15 protein-coding genes are annotated in these 14,553 nt (G+C 58.3%); 6 read left to right on the forward strand and 9 right to left on the reverse strand.

Annotation, left to right across the window (positions count from 1 at the left end; translation table 11 throughout):
- Positions 1 to 8: 8 nt before the first annotated feature.
- Positions 9 to 959: an endonuclease/exonuclease/phosphatase family protein gene (locus tag PY650_RS05340; protein ID WP_285878119.1), complete on the reverse strand. Its 951-nt coding sequence runs from the start codon at positions 957 to 959 to the stop codon at positions 9 to 11.
- Positions 960 to 1,430: 471 nt separating this feature from the next.
- Here PY650_RS05340 and petA point away from each other — a divergent pair, with 471 nt between their 5' ends.
- The 4 genes from petA to PY650_RS05360 all read left to right on the forward strand — a co-directional run bounded on the left by petA (position 1,431) and on the right by PY650_RS05360 (position 4,851).
- Positions 1,431 to 2,009: a ubiquinol-cytochrome c reductase iron-sulfur subunit gene (gene petA, locus PY650_RS05345; protein WP_285878005.1), complete on the forward strand. Its 579-nt coding sequence runs from the start codon at positions 1,431 to 1,433 to the stop codon at positions 2,007 to 2,009.
- A 14-nt stretch (positions 2,010 to 2,023) separates the two neighbouring features.
- Positions 2,024 to 3,298 carry a cytochrome b gene (locus PY650_RS05350; protein ID WP_285878006.1) on the forward strand — a complete coding sequence of 425 codons (1,275 nt, stop codon included), beginning with the start codon at positions 2,024 to 2,026 and terminating at the stop codon, positions 3,296 to 3,298.
- 22 nt (positions 3,299 to 3,320) lie between these two features.
- Positions 3,321 to 4,187 carry a cytochrome c1 gene (locus PY650_RS05355; RefSeq protein WP_285878007.1) on the forward strand — a complete coding sequence of 289 codons (867 nt, stop codon included), beginning with the start codon at positions 3,321 to 3,323 and terminating at the stop codon, positions 4,185 to 4,187.
- Between the two features lie 121 nt (positions 4,188 to 4,308).
- Positions 4,309 to 4,851, forward strand: coding sequence for an adenine phosphoribosyltransferase (locus PY650_RS05360; protein WP_120704786.1), 543 nt, complete (start codon positions 4,309 to 4,311; stop codon positions 4,849 to 4,851).
- Between the two features lie 75 nt (positions 4,852 to 4,926).
- Here the strand turns inward: PY650_RS05360 and PY650_RS05365 are convergent, their stop codons facing one another.
- Positions 4,927 to 5,394, reverse strand: coding sequence for a MaoC family dehydratase (locus tag PY650_RS05365; RefSeq protein ID WP_285878008.1), 468 nt, complete (start codon positions 5,392 to 5,394; stop codon positions 4,927 to 4,929).
- Complete coding sequence (locus PY650_RS05370; RefSeq protein ID WP_285878009.1) at positions 5,391 to 5,855, reverse strand: MaoC family dehydratase; 465 nt, start codon at positions 5,853 to 5,855, stop codon at positions 5,391 to 5,393. Before PY650_RS05370 ends, PY650_RS05365 begins: the two co-directional genes overlap by 4 nt.
- Before the next feature lie 183 nt (positions 5,856 to 6,038).
- Between PY650_RS05370 and PY650_RS05375 the strand changes: the two genes are divergently transcribed.
- Positions 6,039 to 7,163 carry a DUF2339 domain-containing protein gene (locus tag PY650_RS05375; RefSeq protein ID WP_285878010.1) on the forward strand — a complete coding sequence of 375 codons (1,125 nt, stop codon included), beginning with the start codon at positions 6,039 to 6,041 and terminating at the stop codon, positions 7,161 to 7,163.
- 19 nt (positions 7,164 to 7,182) lie between these two features.
- On the opposite strand, the gene ychF is transcribed toward PY650_RS05375, so the two are convergent.
- On the reverse strand, positions 7,183 to 8,286 hold the full coding sequence (ychF, locus tag PY650_RS05380; protein WP_285878011.1) for a redox-regulated ATPase YchF: 1,104 nt from the start codon (positions 8,284 to 8,286) through the stop codon (positions 7,183 to 7,185).
- A gap of 464 nt (positions 8,287 to 8,750) precedes the next feature.
- Between ychF and clpS the strand changes: the two genes are divergently transcribed.
- The gene (clpS, locus tag PY650_RS05385) at positions 8,751 to 9,062 is read left to right on the forward strand and encodes an ATP-dependent Clp protease adapter ClpS (RefSeq protein WP_285878012.1); all 312 of its coding nucleotides are present in this window, start codon (positions 8,751 to 8,753) and stop codon (positions 9,060 to 9,062) included.
- A 15-nt stretch (positions 9,063 to 9,077) separates the two neighbouring features.
- Here the strand turns inward: clpS and PY650_RS05390 are convergent, their stop codons facing one another.
- From PY650_RS05390 to PY650_RS05410, 5 genes are all read right to left on the reverse strand, one after another.
- Positions 9,078 to 9,557 carry a GNAT family N-acetyltransferase gene (locus PY650_RS05390; RefSeq protein WP_285878013.1) on the reverse strand — a complete coding sequence of 160 codons (480 nt, stop codon included), beginning with the start codon at positions 9,555 to 9,557 and terminating at the stop codon, positions 9,078 to 9,080.
- Positions 9,558 to 10,274, reverse strand: coding sequence for an aminoacyl-tRNA hydrolase (gene pth / locus PY650_RS05395; protein WP_285878014.1), 717 nt, complete (start codon positions 10,272 to 10,274; stop codon positions 9,558 to 9,560).
- A 75-nt stretch (positions 10,275 to 10,349) separates the two neighbouring features.
- Positions 10,350 to 11,081, reverse strand: coding sequence for a substrate-binding periplasmic protein (locus tag PY650_RS05400; protein ID WP_285878015.1), 732 nt, complete (start codon positions 11,079 to 11,081; stop codon positions 10,350 to 10,352).
- A gap of 16 nt (positions 11,082 to 11,097) precedes the next feature.
- Positions 11,098 to 13,464, reverse strand: coding sequence for a putative bifunctional diguanylate cyclase/phosphodiesterase (locus PY650_RS05405; protein WP_285878016.1), 2,367 nt, complete (start codon positions 13,462 to 13,464; stop codon positions 11,098 to 11,100).
- Positions 13,465 to 13,700: 236 nt separating this feature from the next.
- A complete protein-coding gene (locus tag PY650_RS05410) occupies positions 13,701 to 14,318 on the reverse strand; it encodes a 50S ribosomal protein L25/general stress protein Ctc (RefSeq protein WP_285878017.1) in 618 nt (205 codons plus the stop codon).
- Positions 14,319 to 14,553 lie beyond the last annotated feature (235 nt).

Consider the following 14,553-nt stretch of genomic DNA (forward strand, 5'->3'; position numbering starts at 1 on the left):
TCAAATAGCTATTTTGAAACACTGAATTCAGTGACTAAGCCGAAATGGTTCGATCCCATGGCGTCCGGTATCTGCCGGACGGACTGAAGCCGCAATGGGGCGCGCGCGAAAACATGATCGATGGCAATGCCGTAGGCGCCGCCCTTGATCGGCCAGGTGGCGGGTTCCGGGAAGACGTGGCGCAGACCAGTGTCGCCGAGGAAGTCTCTCATGTCGGGTATAATGACCGAGGCATTGAAATCGCCGGCAAGGATCAGTGGCCCTTGGATGTCTTTCAGGATCGGTGCGAGGATGTTCAACTCGATGGTGTGGAACTCGTCGAAATAGGGCTTGCTGAGGTGAGCCGAGACAAAATTGACCGTTTGACCATCCATATCGATGGTGGCGTGAATGAACCGGTTGTCCCAAAGGCTGCCGAGGCTATGCATATCCTGCGTCAGGAGCGGCCGTTTCGACAGCAGCAGGGAATCGCAATCGGTGGTCATGACGCCGCAGCCGATACGATAGGGATAAATATCGGTTATGCGCGGCAACTGCGATAGAATCGAGCGCGCCTCGAAGATCTCCACGACATCGGCCTTCGAGCCGACGATAAGATCGGCGATACGCACTCCATTTTCGGAACTGTTGTCGTCGTCGATGTTGAAGGATAGCAGCGTGAAGCTCTTGCTGGCACCGGCTGCTGCCGGCGGGTTTACCGGGGGAACGGCGGCGTATTCGCGCAGCATCATAACGGAATGAACTGCAAGCCCGATGCCGACGGCCAGCAGGAAAACCGCATACCAATGCCGCTTGAAAAGAAGTGCGAGCAGGGCGAGCGCGATGCCAAAAAGGCTGATGTGAACCTGCAGGCTTTCGAAGAAGCCGAGCAGCCAGAGATCGGTTACATAACGCGCCGCAAGAATGGCCAGCGCCAGCGTGGCAAGGACGCATAAAACGCAATAGATCGTATGTCTCATAACTGTGCCCTCAGCCATATTTGTGCTTTCCACCAAGAGCGACGGAGGCGTCATAAGAGGCCATAAGCTCTTCCTAAAATCCACTCGGATATAAGGAGTAGGAAGTAGAGCTTATTATAGATCATCGGCCGGCGTGTGGCCGGTTATGTTGCAATGCAGCATTGAAATTATTGTTTATTTTGCTCCGCAATGCAGAAATCTATTGCGCGAATCCTACGATTTTTCATGTGCTTACGCCGGTTTGGCTGACGTCGGAGATTTTAAGCTCGGTACCGGCGGCGAAATAGCGCTCTTTTCCCGCGACATTGTGCCCACACCCCTTGCCAAGACTGGACATAATTTGCGATCAAGCTTAGAACGCGGCGGGTTACGGAGGAATCTATGGCGGAATTATGGTCGCGTTGATTCGCCGGCATTGAGGGGGTACCGCGGCGTCAAGCTGTGGGTTTTGCGGAAGAGGATGGTCCAGCGTTGAGCGAGCATATAACAACGAGTGAAACCACGGGCGAGCCGACTCGCCGAGATTTCCTTTATCTGACGACGGGCATGGCTGGCGCTGTAGGCGCAGTCGCCTTTGCCTGGCCGTTCATCGACCAGATGCGGCCGGATGCCTCGACGCTCGCTCTTGCTTCCATCGAAGTCGATGTCTCGAGCCTGGAACCAGGTATGTCGATGACCGTGAAGTGGCGTGGCAGGCCGGTCTTCATTCGCAACCGCACGCAGAAGGAAATCGACGACGCGAAGGGTGCGCAGATCTCCGATCTGAAGGACCCAATCGCCCGCAATGCCAATTTGCCAGCAGATGCGCAAGCAACCGATGCGGCGCGTTCGGCCGGTGACGGGAAGGAGAACTGGCTGGTCATGATCGGCGTCTGCACCCATCTCGGTTGCATACCGCTCGGTCAGGCGGGGGAATATGGCGGTTGGTTCTGTCCCTGCCACGGTTCGGTCTATGACACCGCTGGTCGCATCCGCCATGGGCCGGCGCCTCAGAACCTCGCTATTCCGGTATATGCGTTCACCGCAGAAAAAAAGATCAAGGTCGGTTGAGGGGGAGCTGAATCATGAGTGGTCATTCGTCTTACGAGCCATCTACGGGGCTCGAAAAATGGGTCGACGCGCGGCTGCCGCTGCCGCGTATGGTCTATGACAGTTTCATCGCCTATCCGGTTCCACGCAATCTGAACTATGCCTACACGTTCGGCGCCATGCTGGCCGTCATGCTCGTTCTGCAGATCCTGACCGGCGTCGTTCTTGCCATGCATTATGCGGCGGAAACGACGATCGCCTTCAACTCCGTCGAGAAGATCGTCCGCGACGTCAACCACGGTTGGCTGTTGCGCTATCTGCACGCCAACGGCGCGTCCTTCTTCTTCGTGGCGGTCTATCTCCACATCGCCCGCGGTCTTTATTATGGCTCCTACAAGGCGCCGCGCGAAATCCTCTGGATTCTCGGCGTGATCATCTATCTGCTGATGATGGCGACGGCCTTCATGGGTTACGTTCTGCCCTGGGGTCAGATGTCGTTCTGGGGCGCCACCGTTATCACCGGCTTCTTCTCGGCCTTTCCCTGGGTCGGCGATTGGATCCAGACCTTCCTGCTCGGAGGCTTTGCCGTCGACAATCCGACGCTGAACCGCTTCTTCTCGCTGCATTACCTGCTGCCGTTCATGATCGCGGGCGTCGTTGTCCTGCACATCTGGGCGCTGCATGTAACTGGCCAGACAAACCCGACCGGCGTCGAAGTCAAGTCGAAGACCGATACCGTGGCCTTTACACCCTATGCAACGCTCAAGGATGCGCTCGGCGTTTCCGTCTTCCTTTTGGTGTTCGCCTATTTCGTCTTCTACCTGCCGAACTTCCTCGGCCATGCGGACAACTACATTCCGGCCAATCCGCTGAAGACGCCGGCCCACATCGTTCCTGAATGGTACTTCCTGCCGTTCTACGCAATGCTGCGCTCGATCACCTTCAACATTGGCCCGATCGACTCCAAACTGGGCGGCGTTTTGACCATGTTCGGCGCTATCATTGTGCTGTTCTTCCTGCCCTGGCTCGATACGTCCAAGATTCGCTCGGCGGTCTATCGTCCGTGGTACAAGCTGTTCTTCTGGCTGTTCATCGCCGATGCGATCCTGCTCGGCTGGCTCGGCTCGCAGCCGGCGGAGGGCAACTTCGTGGTGATCTCGCAATTTGCGACGCTGTTCTACTTCCTGTTCTTCCTCGTCGCCATGCCGGTCCTCGGCCTGGTTGAAACACCAAGACGCATTCCGAATTCGATCACGGAGGCGGTTCTTGAAAAGCAGAGCGGCAAAGCAGTCGCTCCGGTTGAAGCGTAACCGGCGATAGAGGAAGAGAACAATGAAAAAGCTTGTTGCCGGCCTTCTGTCGATCGCACTCATCGGCGGCTTTTCCACGGTCGCCGCCGTCGCTCAGGAGACCAAGCCTGCCGCCGAAGCAGCGACACCGCACTTTCCGCTCAAGGAGCCGAGGGAGCAGCACTGGACCTTCTCCGGCCCCTTCGGTTCCTACGATAAAGCGCAGCTTCAGCGCGGTCTGAAGGTCTATACGGAAGTCTGTTCCGCTTGCCATTCCATGAAGCTGGTTCCTTTCCGTACATTGGGAGATCTCGGCTACTCGGACGCGCAGATCAAAACCTTCGCGGCGAATTACGAAGTGCAGGACGGTCCGAACGCCCAGGGCGAGATGTTTACGCGCAAGGCACTGCCGTCTGACCACTTCCCGCCGCCGTTCCCGAATGACGAAGCAGCAGCGGTCGCCAACAATGGCGCCGTGCCGCCAGACATGTCGCTGCTTGCCAAGGCGCGCGAAATCGAACGTGGTTTCCCGCAGTTCATCTTCGATATCTTCACGCAGTATCAGGAAGGCGGCCCGGACTATATCTACTCGCTGCTGACGGGCTATGAAGAGCCTCCGGCTGGCTTCCAGGTGCCGCAGAACTCGCACTACAATCCGTATTTCAGCGCGGCTGCGACCTTCGCCATGCCAAAGCCGCTTTCGGACGGCCAGGTTACCTATGACGACGGTTCGCCGCAGACTGTCGATCAGTATGCGCGAGACGTTGCCTCCTTCCTGATGTGGGCCTCGGAGCAACATCTTGAGGACCGTAAGCACCTTGGCTTCATGGTCATGGTATTCCTGCTGATTTTCACGGTGCTGATCTATCTCACCAAGCGCTCGGTCTACGCCAGGGCCGGCGGTCACTAAGCGGTTCAGCCGTCGGTTCAAACGAAAGGCGGCCCGTCGCGGTCGCCTTTTTTGTTGGTATCGGGCTCGGGTCTTGATAGGGTGCGCCGGCCTTTATCATAGCCTGAGAGCACATATTTACATGCACACTATCGCTTCGGAGCTTGCGGCCAGCATCCGCTCCATTCCGGACTATCCCAAACCTGGCATCGTCTTCCGTGACATCACCACGATGCTCGGCAATGCCAAGGCGTTCCGTCGTGCGGTCGACGCCCTGGTGCAGCCCTATGCCGGCACCAAGATCGACAAGGTCGCCGGCATGGAGGCACGTGGTTTCATTCTGGGCGGCGCCGTAGCGCATCAGTTGTCGTCCGGCTTCGTGCCGATCCGCAAGAAGGGCAAGCTACCGCACGACATCGTGCGCATCGCCTACAGCCTCGAATACGGTGTCGATGAGATGGAGATGCACCGCGACGCGGTAAACCCCGGCGAGAAGGTAATCCTGGTTGACGACCTGATCGCCACCGGCGGCACAGCTGTCGGCGCCACCCAGTTGTTGCGCCAAATCGGCGCCGAGGTCGTTGCCGCCTGCTTCGTGATCGACCTCCCGGATTTGGGCGGCCGCAAGAAGCTGGAAGCGCTTAACGTGCCGGTCCACACCCTGGTGGAATTCTCCGGGCATTGACGATCTCACCCGCAGTGGCGGGATAAAACTCCACATCTGCCACAGGTTTCGGAACGTTCCGGCTTCGCGAAGCTGTCAGTCAAACTCCAGCACGGTGCTCTCGAACCGCAACACCGCCATGCCGTGCTGGTTGGTTCCGTCACACAGGATGGTATTGAGTGTCCAGCCCGGGCGTGAATTCAGCGAGCGGCTGGCAAGCAAGGTGACGCCATAGGTAATGGTGTCGCCGGCGAAGACCGGGCGCAGCCATTGCAGCTTCTGGAAGCCGGGCGAGGGGCCGAGGTTTGGCGGATTTCCGCCTTCGTCGCGGATGCGGGTGGTTTCGCCCTTCCAATAGTCGACGAAGGTGCGCATCCAGACTGCGCAGCTATGCCAACCCGACGCGCAGAGCTCGCCGAACAATGTATGCTTGGCCGCTTCCGCGTCCATGTGGAACACCTGCGGATCGAAGCGTGAGGCGAAGCGGACGATGTTTTCGGCCGTGAAGGTATGGCTGCCGATCTCGGTCCGTTCGCCGATCGGGTAGAGGTCCGTCATCTTCATGCGGAAGCCTCCACGGGCAAGCGCATACGGATCATCGTCGAATTCTCGCCAAGACAAACGAGTTGGCTGCGCTGGTTTTCCACTTCGTGGCGGAACTTGACGATGCCTATACCGGGGCGCGAGCGCATGGGGCGGGATTCGAGCACGATCGAGCGGCCGGAAAGCGTGTCGCCGGCCAGAACCGGGTTTTTCCAGTCCATGAAATCGATACCCGGCGCGCCCTCGGCTTCCGTGTTGAGCAGATAGCTGTCGGTCATCATGCGCATGAACATTGCCGAGGTGTGCCAACCGGAAGCGGCGAGCCCACCCAGAATGCTTGCGCGGCCGGCAGCTTCGTCGAGATGCATCGGTTGCGGATCGAACTCGCGCGCAAACTCGATGATCTCTTGCGCAGTCACATATTTTGGTCCGAGAGGAAACACTTGTCCCGGCTGAAAATCCTCATATGTCAATTTTGCCATATCCGTCACCAGCCTCTTCATTCGGTCCGTGCGCAATCGCATGCCGAGCGGCAGTGGCGCAAGCGTTTTCGTGGCCGTCGCGCGAAACTGGTGCAGCCAAAGCCTGCCGAGGCTTCGCAGCCCTTGATTGTGGGGCGGCGATGTGATGAGGCTTGGTAATATCGTCACCATGCAGGGATAGACATGAGCGATCTCAAGACTGTGCTGGAAGGCGCTGCCGGCGAGGGAATCATATCCTCGGATCAGGCCATCCGGCTTTTGCCTTATCTGGCTGAGCGAAATATCGGCATCAACGCGACGGTCGCAAGAAGCGATCTTTGGCAACCGCGCGAGGACGATCTGGCGAACCCGCTGGAGGATAGCGAAGCGCCGCGTTTCATTCGCGGCTTCCATGACGTGCTAATCACCATCGGCATCGTCGTCCTGCTCGTCGGCTTGTGGGGGCTCACCGGCTATTACGGGCCGCTGCCGGCCATCATCGTCCTAGCCGAGATACTGGTCCGTCGCCAACGTCTGGCGCTTCCCGCCGTCGTCCTGACGATCTCGCTGGTCTATTGGATATTCTGGGCGACAGTGATTAATCTCGGAACCGGAGATACCGTCGGCTGGAGCCTGGCGACCCATTGGATCATCGTGGCCTTGCCGTTCCCACCACTGCTGGCGCTCTATTACTGGCGTTATCGCGTGCCGCTGTCGCTGGCGATGCTGCTCTTCTCGCTGTTCACATTGCTGCTCGCCGGCGTCTTCTATCTGATTGGCCTTGCCACCGGCGCATCGAACGTCGTGCTGGATTATCCGCTGCTGTCGCTCGGCATCATGTTTGCGGCGGCACTCGGGACATTTGCCGTCGCAATGCGCTTCGATCTTAGCGACCCCAACCGCAGGACGCGTCGCTCGGATGTGGCCTTCTGGCTGCATCTCGCCACCGCGCCAGCATTGCTCTACACGACGATCCTGCTGGTATTTCAGCTTGAGGCCGGCAACAATGATACGCTTTTCTTTACTGGCATCGAGCAATCCGGTTACGCGCAGGCGCTGACCATCGTTGGTGTTGTTGTGATCATGATGCTGATCGGTTTGATCATCGACAGACGCGCTTTCGTGACCGCGGGCCTCATGTCGCTCGGTATCGCGATCGGCGCCATTCTACGGCAGAACAATGCCGGCCTCGACAAGGTCAGCTTCATCGTGCTGATGATCGTCGGCTTGATCGTGCTGGTGATCGGCGTCGGCTGGCCGCATCTGCGCCGTAGTGTCGTTCGGCTGCTGCCGCTATCCGTCAAGCGAAGATTGCCGGCGCTCAGGTGAGGTCGGCAACCGTCATATCTTAGGTGTTGAAGCGGAAATGGATGACGTCGCCGTCCTGGACGACGTATTCCTTGCCTTCGTCGCGCGCCTTGCCGGCTTCCTTGGCGCCTGTTTCGCCGTTGTAGGCGATGTAGTCGTCATAGGCGATGGTATTGGCACGGATGAAGCCACGTTCAAAGTCGGAATGGATGACGCCGGCCGCCTGGGGGGCCTTGGTGCCCTTTTCGATCGTCCAGGCGCGCGTTTCCTTCGGGCCGACGGTGAAATAGGTGATGAGGTGCAGGAGCTTGTAGCCGGCGCGGATCAGCCGGTCGAGGCCAGCTTCGTCCAGGCCGAGAGCGGCGAGGAATTCCTTGGATTCCTCATCTGGCAGCTGCGCCACTTCCGCTTCGATGGCGGCGGAAATGATCACCACTTCGGAATTCTGTTCCTTGGCCATGGCAGCGACGGCGGCTGTGTGCTCATTGCCGGTCGCGGCATCTGCTTCGGCGACGTTGCACACGTAGAGGACCGGATGCGAAGTCAGAAGGTTCAGGCCCTTGAGAATGCGGGTTTCCTCGGCATCGAGCTTCGACAGCAGGGTGCGCACCGGCTTGCCATCGTTCAGCAGTTGGAGCGAGGCTTCCATGATCGGCAGCATCGCCATGGACTCCTTGTCCTTGCCCGTGGCGCGCTTGCGTGTCTGCTCGGTGCGGCGCTCCAAGCTTTCGAGGTCGGCGAGCATCAGCTCGGTTTCGATCGTCTCGGCGTCGGCGACCGGATTGATGCGGCCTTCGACATGGGTGATGTCGCTATCTTCGAAGCAGCGCAGCACGTGAACGATGGCGTCGACCTCGCGAATATTGGCAAGGAACTGGTTCCCCAGGCCTTCGCCCTTCGAGGCGCCGCGAACCAGGCCAGCGATGTCGACGAAGGAAATGCGCGTCGGGATCAGTTCCTTTGATTTGGCAATGTCGGCAAGCCTGCGCATGCGCGGATCGGGAACCGCGACTTCACCCGTGTTCGGCTCGATCGTGCAGAAGGGGTAATTCGCCGCCTGCGCCGCTGCAGTCTTGGTCAGCGCGTTGAACAGAGTAGACTTGCCGACATTCGGCAGCCCGACAATACCGCATTTGAAACCCATGGCACCTTGTCCATATCTTGAAAAACTTTGTTGTGCGTATGGGGGAAGGGCCGTTGCGGGTCAAGTCTTGTGCGGAAGCATGGCCGATTTTCCGGAAAAAAGGGCCGTTTGATTGAAATGGCCGCCAGTCTAGCTCGGGAGGGCCATCCTTTCAAAGCTGGAGCACTTTCACTTTATTGCCACAGTTAAGCTTCTTGTTGGCTGGGAAGAGCGGTTTTAGCGCTCTGGTTCTGCCGTTCGGCCAGCAGCTGCAGCATCTCCTCCAGTCGCTCTACCACAAGCGCCCTTTCCCGGTGCCGGGGATGCTCGTCTGGCTTTATCAGATTGCAAGTCCTGGTTCGCTGAAGGGTGCCGCTTGCGGCATTGTCTCCCTGACGCAACCGTCCTTGAAGGATTTGCTGCGTTGCATTATAATTCTACTATCAGCCGCAAATCTTTTTTCCCTGTCATCAACGGTGAGTCCGATGAGTGACAATGATATTGTCCTAAAACCCAAGACCAAGACGAAGCCGAAGCTTGACCGGCCGAAGCTATACAAGATCATTCTCGTCAATGACGATTACACGCCGCGTGAATTCGTCATCATGGTGTTGAAGGCCGTCTTCCGCATGAGCGAGGAGACCGGTTATCGCGTCATGATGACGGCGCATAAGCTCGGCACCTGCGTGGTCATGGTCTGCGCCAGGGATATTGCCGAGACCAAAGCACAGGAGGCCATCGATCTGGCAAAGAGCGCCGGCTTTCCGCTGATGTTTACCACCGAACCGGAAGAATAGGCTCGGGCAGGGATATCAGGCCGCGGCGGGGCGCCGGATCTGGAATCCGGTCTTGTCCTGTGAAAAACCGCAATTGGCGTAGAAGCGCAGCGTCGCCGGGTCTTTGGATCCTGTGAGCAGCATCACCTTATAGCAATCCTTTTTCCAAGCCGTCGCGACGGCTGTCTCGATCAGCGCCCGTGCATGGCCGCGCTGGCGGTAGCCGGCATGGGTGACGACATTTTCAATGAGAGCATAAGACGCGCCACGACGCGTCAGGTTGGGGACGACGACCAGCGTCACCGAGGAAATAGCGAGGTCGCCTTCGAAGGCGGCGAAGATCGTCATGCCGGGATGGGCTGAGATAGCAGCGAAGCGATCCTCCGCAAGCCGAGGATCCATATCAGGATCGTCGTGGTTGAAGTGGCGGTAGAGCGCCAGTAGCGTAGGCAAGTCAAAGGCGGCAGCCGGGCGGATCACAATATCTGCGGCTCTGTCGGTTGCTGCGTGCGCCATTCAATCGTCCTTCTTGCCGAACATTCTCTTCAGCATCTCGGCCATCGGGCCACTTTCGGGCATCCGCGGCTGGCTATGATTGCGAGCCTGGTGGATGTGCGACTTGGCCACGGCCTTTTTTTCTGGCTTTGGCGTTTCTTCTTCCGCCTTGCCGCCGAGGGCAAGCGCGATCTTGTTCATGAGCTGCGAGTCTTCGCCGCGCGCCAGCATGTCGGCATTGTCGGCGAGTACGTCGAACAGCGGCTCCAGCCAGCTTTGGTCGGCTTTGGCAAAGTCGCCGAGCACATGATTGTGCACGAGCTCCTTGACGCCGGGATGACCGATGCCGAGACGCAGCCGGCGATATTCCCGACCGCAATGCGCGTCGATCGACTTGATGCCATTATGGCCATTATGGCCGCCGCCGGTCTTCAGCCGTGCCTTGCCTGCCGGCAGATCGAGTTCGTCGTAGATCACGACGAGATCGGAGGGTTCGAGCTTGTAGAAACGCATCGCCTCGCCGATGGATTCGCCGGAAAGGTTCATGAAGGTCTGCGGCTTGATAAGCAAAACTTTCTGGCCGCCTAGCTCGCCTTCCGCAATCTCCGCCCTGAATTTTTTCGACCAGGGCGAAAAGCTGCGCCGACGATGGATCGCGTCCACCGCCATGAAGCCAATATTGTGGCGGTTGTTCTGATATTTGGCGCCGGGATTGCCGAGACCCGCGATAAGAAGCATTGCGCTTCACCCCTTGGAAAATGCTGATGTCTTTCACGACAGTGAATTGACGGCAAAGTCAAGGCGACAATCTCGTCAGTTGGCGAGGTGCAGGCCGTACTTCAGGAAGATCTGCTTTTGCGTGCCGTCGGCGATCAGGCGATCGAGCGCGGCTTGCATCTTCTTCAAGAGATCGTCCGGGAAGTCCTTTTGGCAGGCAATGCCCATCGGCTGTTCGGAGAGAACGGCGACCGCTTGCACCGCATTGCGATCCTTCTGAAGCTTGTCGAAATAAGTTTCGGAGATCGGCATCAGATCAATGCGGTCACTCATCAGCTTCTTTAGTGTAGCCCTGAAGTCGCTGCCGATATCGATCCGCGTAAAGTTGGCTTGCCGTAACGTGGTTTCGGAATAATCGTCCCGCCATGTGCCGACGATAAAGTTGCGGGCTTCATCGAGTGTTGTGGCTGTGACGCGGGACCCGGCATGCTTGATCAGGAGATTGCGATCGACTAGCAGCGGTTGGACCCATTTGAACAGCTTGTCGCGCGCGGCGTTATGGGCGGTGGCAAAGACACAGGTCATCGGCGTCGTCTCTGCCTGTTTATAGGCCCGCACCCAGGGCATCACGTCTATCGAATAGTCGACGCCGATATAGGACATTATCTTCTCCACCTGTTCGACAGTCGCGCCGACAGGAGTCTTGCCGTCGCGGTAATTGAAAGGTGGATATTCTTCGGTGGTAAAATTGACGGTTTCGGCTTTGGCTATGGAGAAGAGACTGAGCGAGAACAGGCCCAAAAATACCGGGAGCAGCAGTTTTCGCATGGGTTTCCTCATCTCGCTATGATGCTTGCGCCACAGGGCTAAGGTAATCAGCTTTCGGTCCGGCGAGCGTCTTTATGAGTTCATTTGGATGCTGCGGCCGGTGGAACAGGTAGCCCTGCCCGTAATCGAGGCCCATGGCGCGCAGGGTGGCGCATTCTTCTTCGGTCTCGATGCCTTCGGCGATAACGGTGCAGTTCATCTTGTGCGACAGCGTCGTGATGCTTTCGACCAGCATGCGGCTCTTGGCGCTGACATCGGAGGCGGTGTCGTTGATCGCGCGGATGAAGGATTGGTCGATCTTGATGATGTCGACCGGGAAGCGGTTGATATAACTCAGCGACGAATAGCCGGTGCCGAAGTCGTCGAGAGCGATGCGGCAGCCGTAGCGGCAGATCTCGTTGATGACCGTACGCGTTTCCGGATTGTCGTCCATCAGCACGGCCTCGGTGATTTCGACGACGATCCGCTCCGGGCGGATATCGTGACGGGAAAGTAGGGCGGCAATGCGCACCGGCAGTCCCGACTCGAATTGTAGCGGCGAAAAATTGATGGCGAGATAGGTGTCCTGCATGCCTTCGAGGCGTGAGAGGCTGGCGAAGTGGGAAATCGCTTTTTCCATGACGCGGTTGCCGATGCGCACGATCGAGCCGGTCTCCTCGGCGACGTCGATGATCCTGGCCGGCGGCAGGATGCCTTTCTGTGGATGATGCAGCCGCATCAGCGCTTCGAAGCCGGCGATGGAGCGATCATCGATGTTGACGATAGGCTGCAGGTGAGCTTCGAACCAATCGTCGGTCAAACCACCTTCGATATAGCTCTCAAGCTCTGCACGACGACGGGAATCGTCCAGCATGTTGTTGTCGAAGATCTGCGCGCCGTTCTTGCCGTCGCGCTTCTTGGCATACATCGCTATGTCGGATTTCAGCAGCAGTTCTGCGGCGTTGGCGGCATGGCGCGGGTAAATGGCGATGCCGATGCTGGCGCTTAGGCGGGCATCGCCGACAAACGGCGTCTCGAAAAGTTCGGCGATATGTGCCGCCATGTCGAATGCCCGGCTCTCGCCGTCTTCGGCAAGCAGAAGGATGGCGAATTCGTCGCCGCCGAGGCGGGCAGCGATGTCGCCGGGCGCCAATCGCGCCTGCATGCGCGAAACCAGTTCACGCAGCGCCGCGTCACCGGCAGCATGGCCCATATTGTCGTTGATCCATTTGAAGCGGTCGAGATCGACGAACAGGCAGGCGAGCTCGCGCTTGCGCAGGTCGGCCTCGTTGATCTTGGCGTCTAGCGCCGTCTCGAATCCCTGGCGGTTCAAGAGCCCGGTAAGGTGATCGGTGATCGCCTGGCGCAGGTTGCGGTCTTCGGATTGCTTGAGGTCGGTGACATCGGTCATGACCGAGAGCGACAGGCCATCCTGGATCGCCGTCGTTTCGAGAATCAGCACGTCCATGACCCGCTCATCCCGGCAAAGGAATTTTACCGTGACGTCGAGGCGGGCGGCGCTGTCAGGACGGCTGCGCTTGCGTTCGGTATAAATCGCCCGCGAACCGGGCAGGACGAGGCTTGCGAACCTGCGTCCAACCACGTCGGCGCGGGCATAGCCCGTGGCGGCCAGCCAATAATCGCTGACGGCGGCGATACAATCATCCTTGTCGAGCGAGAACAGCATGGCCGGCGTCAGATTATAGGTGTCGGTGGCGCGGCGATGCGCAAGCTTTAGTTCGGTTTCCTCGCGCTCCAGCTTGCTCTGCATGTCGTTGAAGCTGCTGGCGAGGCGTCCCATTTCGTCGTTCGACTGCCAATCGACGTGATGGCGCGAGCCGAGCCGCCGCGTTGCTTCGATGGCATGGGTGAGCCGCATCAACGGCTGAATGACGAAGATGCGGTTACCGATGAGGGCGGCACCGAACACGGTCAATACGGCGAAGATGAAGATCAAGGTGAAGACGATTTCCTCATTCTTCAAGCCGTCGAAGAGGCCAAGCGCCGGGTAGTAGACGGTGATGGTGCCGAGATTTTTGGCGCCGTCGACGCCGTGGTAGATGATCGGTCGGGCAATGGACTCCAGTTGACCCTTGTAGGACCGCGGGATGGTCGATTGCGTCACATCGAGCTGGCCGGAGACGTCGCGGACATTGACCTTGACGACCGCGCCCTCTGCGACCGTCGTCGCGCTGATCTGGGTGACGCTGTCCTCGTCGAGGTCCCATAGCGGCTTGGCAAGCGCCTGGGCATTGGCGACGAGCAGGACGGAGATGTGATCTTTGATTTCCTTTTCGGCGCGCTCGGACGACAGGAAAAGAAACAATATGAAGAGTGGCGCGACGAAAATCAGCAGCGCGCCGCAGACGATCGCGAAAAACCTGTTTTCGACGGAATGGCTCATAGTTCCGCTTTACTCCCCAGTCGCAGACCGGCTGATCTTGGGGTTGGCCGTGCTCTACAACTCTTTGGCGTAAACTTTCATGAATGTGTTAAATGTTGCTGAAACCATGGGGTTAATGGATTGATATAGCGCCGAATAGCTAGATTTCTTACTACTTATATTAGAATTTGTACACGAAAAACCCGCCACCCCTCGAGGGGAGGCGGGTCTGAATGCGTCACGATGAAAATGCCGATTTAAGCGCCGGCTTCTTCTTCGCCTGCAGCTTCTTCCTCTGCAAGACCGGCAGCCGGAGCGGCGATCGTTGCAATCGTGAAGTCGCGGTCGGCGATGACCGGGGACACATCCTTCGGCAGCGTGATATCCGAGATGTGGACGCTGGCGCCAGCCTTGTGACCGGCCAGGTCAACCGTGAAGAATTCCGGGATCGCATCGGCCGGGCAGTGGACTTCGATTTCGTGGCGAACGATGTTCAGCACGCCGCCAGCCTTAAGGCCCGGGGACTGTTCGTGATTGACGAAGTGAACCGGGATTTCGACGGTCACCTGGGTATTGGCGGAGACGCGCAGCAAATCGACATGGACCGTGAAGTCACGGACCGGATCGAGCTGGTAGTCCTTCGGCAGAACCTTGATCTTCTTGCCGTCGATGTCGATCGTCGCGATCGTGGTGAGGAAACCACCGGCATGGATACGCTTCGTCACCTCATTGGTGTTGAGAGCGATCGAAATGGGGGCCTGCTTGTCACCATAGATGACAGCGGGAATGAAACCGTTGCGGCGAAGTTCACGGGCGGACCCCTTACCAACCCGTTCGCGCGCCTCGGCCTTGAGCTCGTAGCTTTCGTGGCTCATGGCTATTCCTTTCGAGGTTATTTGGAGAGTTCATCCGTTCATGGGAAGCGGTTGAACTGGAGGAGGGCAAGCCCTGCCTCATCCGCGTTGCCTCCAAGGGTGTCTACGCGGACGCGTGGCGTATAATACAAAGCGGCCGACGGTGCAAGCATCTCCGGAGAAAGCGCATCTGTGATGACATTGCAACTCATGGTGAAAAGCGGACGATGCTATTTCTATCAATGGCTTGACATAT

It is taken from the genome of Martinezella calliandrae (assembly GCF_030272695.1).
Classification (GTDB): domain Bacteria; phylum Pseudomonadota; class Alphaproteobacteria; order Rhizobiales; family Rhizobiaceae; genus Rhizobium; species Rhizobium calliandrae.

What these genes read in the sequence shown, in the direction of transcription:
- PY650_RS05340 (WP_285878119.1), bottom strand. Translation starts at nt 959, where the DNA reads ATGAGACATACGATCTATTGCGTTTTATGCGTCCTTGCCACGCTGGCG.
- PY650_RS05350 (WP_285878006.1), top strand. Translation starts at nt 2,024, where the DNA reads ATGAGTGGTCATTCGTCTTACGAGCCATCTACGGGGCTCGAAAAATGG.
- PY650_RS05355 (WP_285878007.1), top strand. Translation starts at nt 3,321, where the DNA reads ATGAAAAAGCTTGTTGCCGGCCTTCTGTCGATCGCACTCATCGGCGGC.
- PY650_RS05360 (WP_120704786.1), top strand. Translation starts at nt 4,309, where the DNA reads ATGCACACTATCGCTTCGGAGCTTGCGGCCAGCATCCGCTCCATTCCG.
- PY650_RS05365 (WP_285878008.1), bottom strand. Translation starts at nt 5,394, where the DNA reads ATGAAGATGACGGACCTCTACCCGATCGGCGAACGGACCGAGATCGGC.
- PY650_RS05370 (WP_285878009.1), bottom strand. Translation starts at nt 5,855, where the DNA reads ATGGCAAAATTGACATATGAGGATTTTCAGCCGGGACAAGTGTTTCCT.
- PY650_RS05375 (WP_285878010.1), top strand. Translation starts at nt 6,039, where the DNA reads ATGAGCGATCTCAAGACTGTGCTGGAAGGCGCTGCCGGCGAGGGAATC.
- ychF (WP_285878011.1), bottom strand. Translation starts at nt 8,286, where the DNA reads ATGGGTTTCAAATGCGGTATTGTCGGGCTGCCGAATGTCGGCAAGTCT.
- clpS (WP_285878012.1), top strand. Translation starts at nt 8,751, where the DNA reads ATGAGTGACAATGATATTGTCCTAAAACCCAAGACCAAGACGAAGCCG.
- PY650_RS05390 (WP_285878013.1), bottom strand. Translation starts at nt 9,557, where the DNA reads ATGGCGCACGCAGCAACCGACAGAGCCGCAGATATTGTGATCCGCCCG.
- pth (WP_285878014.1), bottom strand. Translation starts at nt 10,274, where the DNA reads ATGCTTCTTATCGCGGGTCTCGGCAATCCCGGCGCCAAATATCAGAAC.
- PY650_RS05400 (WP_285878015.1), bottom strand. Translation starts at nt 11,081, where the DNA reads ATGCGAAAACTGCTGCTCCCGGTATTTTTGGGCCTGTTCTCGCTCAGT.
- PY650_RS05405 (WP_285878016.1), bottom strand. Translation starts at nt 13,464, where the DNA reads ATGAGCCATTCCGTCGAAAACAGGTTTTTCGCGATCGTCTGCGGCGCG.
- PY650_RS05410 (WP_285878017.1), bottom strand. Translation starts at nt 14,318, where the DNA reads ATGAGCCACGAAAGCTACGAGCTCAAGGCCGAGGCGCGCGAACGGGTT.